The sequence below is a fragment of the Streptomyces sp. P9(2023) genome, assembly GCF_032436795.1.
Lineage (GTDB): Bacteria > Actinomycetota > Actinomycetes > Streptomycetales > Streptomycetaceae > Streptomyces.
The window spans coordinates 1-503 of record NZ_JAUPWM010000141.1; the positions used below are offsets into that span (position 1 = coordinate 1).

A 503-nucleotide genomic window follows, 5' to 3' on the forward strand; every position below is an offset into this window, starting at 1 on the left:
GAATGGAAAATCGACAGGTGACAGTGAGGCGTGAAGTGCTTCGTTACAAACGTGGCCGCTATGGATCACCTTATCACTTCCTGGATTTTTCAGGCGGCGTGGGCTACGCCATCACAAATGAAGAAGATTTCGACAAGCAAGATGAAGAACTTCAAAGGGAGCAGCAAAATGTTGGCAAAGATGCATTGGCAATTAAAGGCTTAGGACAATTCGAACGATTTAAAGCAGCCAATGCATTTCGTCAACTAATAGAAAACTGGCATGTTTCAGATTTTCATATCAATTTGGCTCGTGGTAGCAAAGAGGCCATTGGAGAATTCGAGCATCTCTCTATATCAGGTGATAACTTGCAATTAGTAGCAAGAAATATTTATGAAAATCACCCTGACATCTTTGATCAAATGGTTGAGGCGATGAAGCACCGGGTTCCAGGCATCAATAAAATAGATCCCATTCAGACGCAAGATGGCCGACTGATTTTAAACTTTCAAGACGACTCATTC

1 protein-coding gene is annotated in these 503 nt (G+C 42.1%); it reads left to right on the top strand.

Annotated features, from left to right (window positions below):
* Nucleotides 1–17: 17 nt before the first annotated feature.
* Nucleotides 18–503: AAA family ATPase (locus tag Q5762_RS37060; protein ID WP_399495531.1), on the top strand; the 486-nt coding region annotated here is incomplete at its 3' end.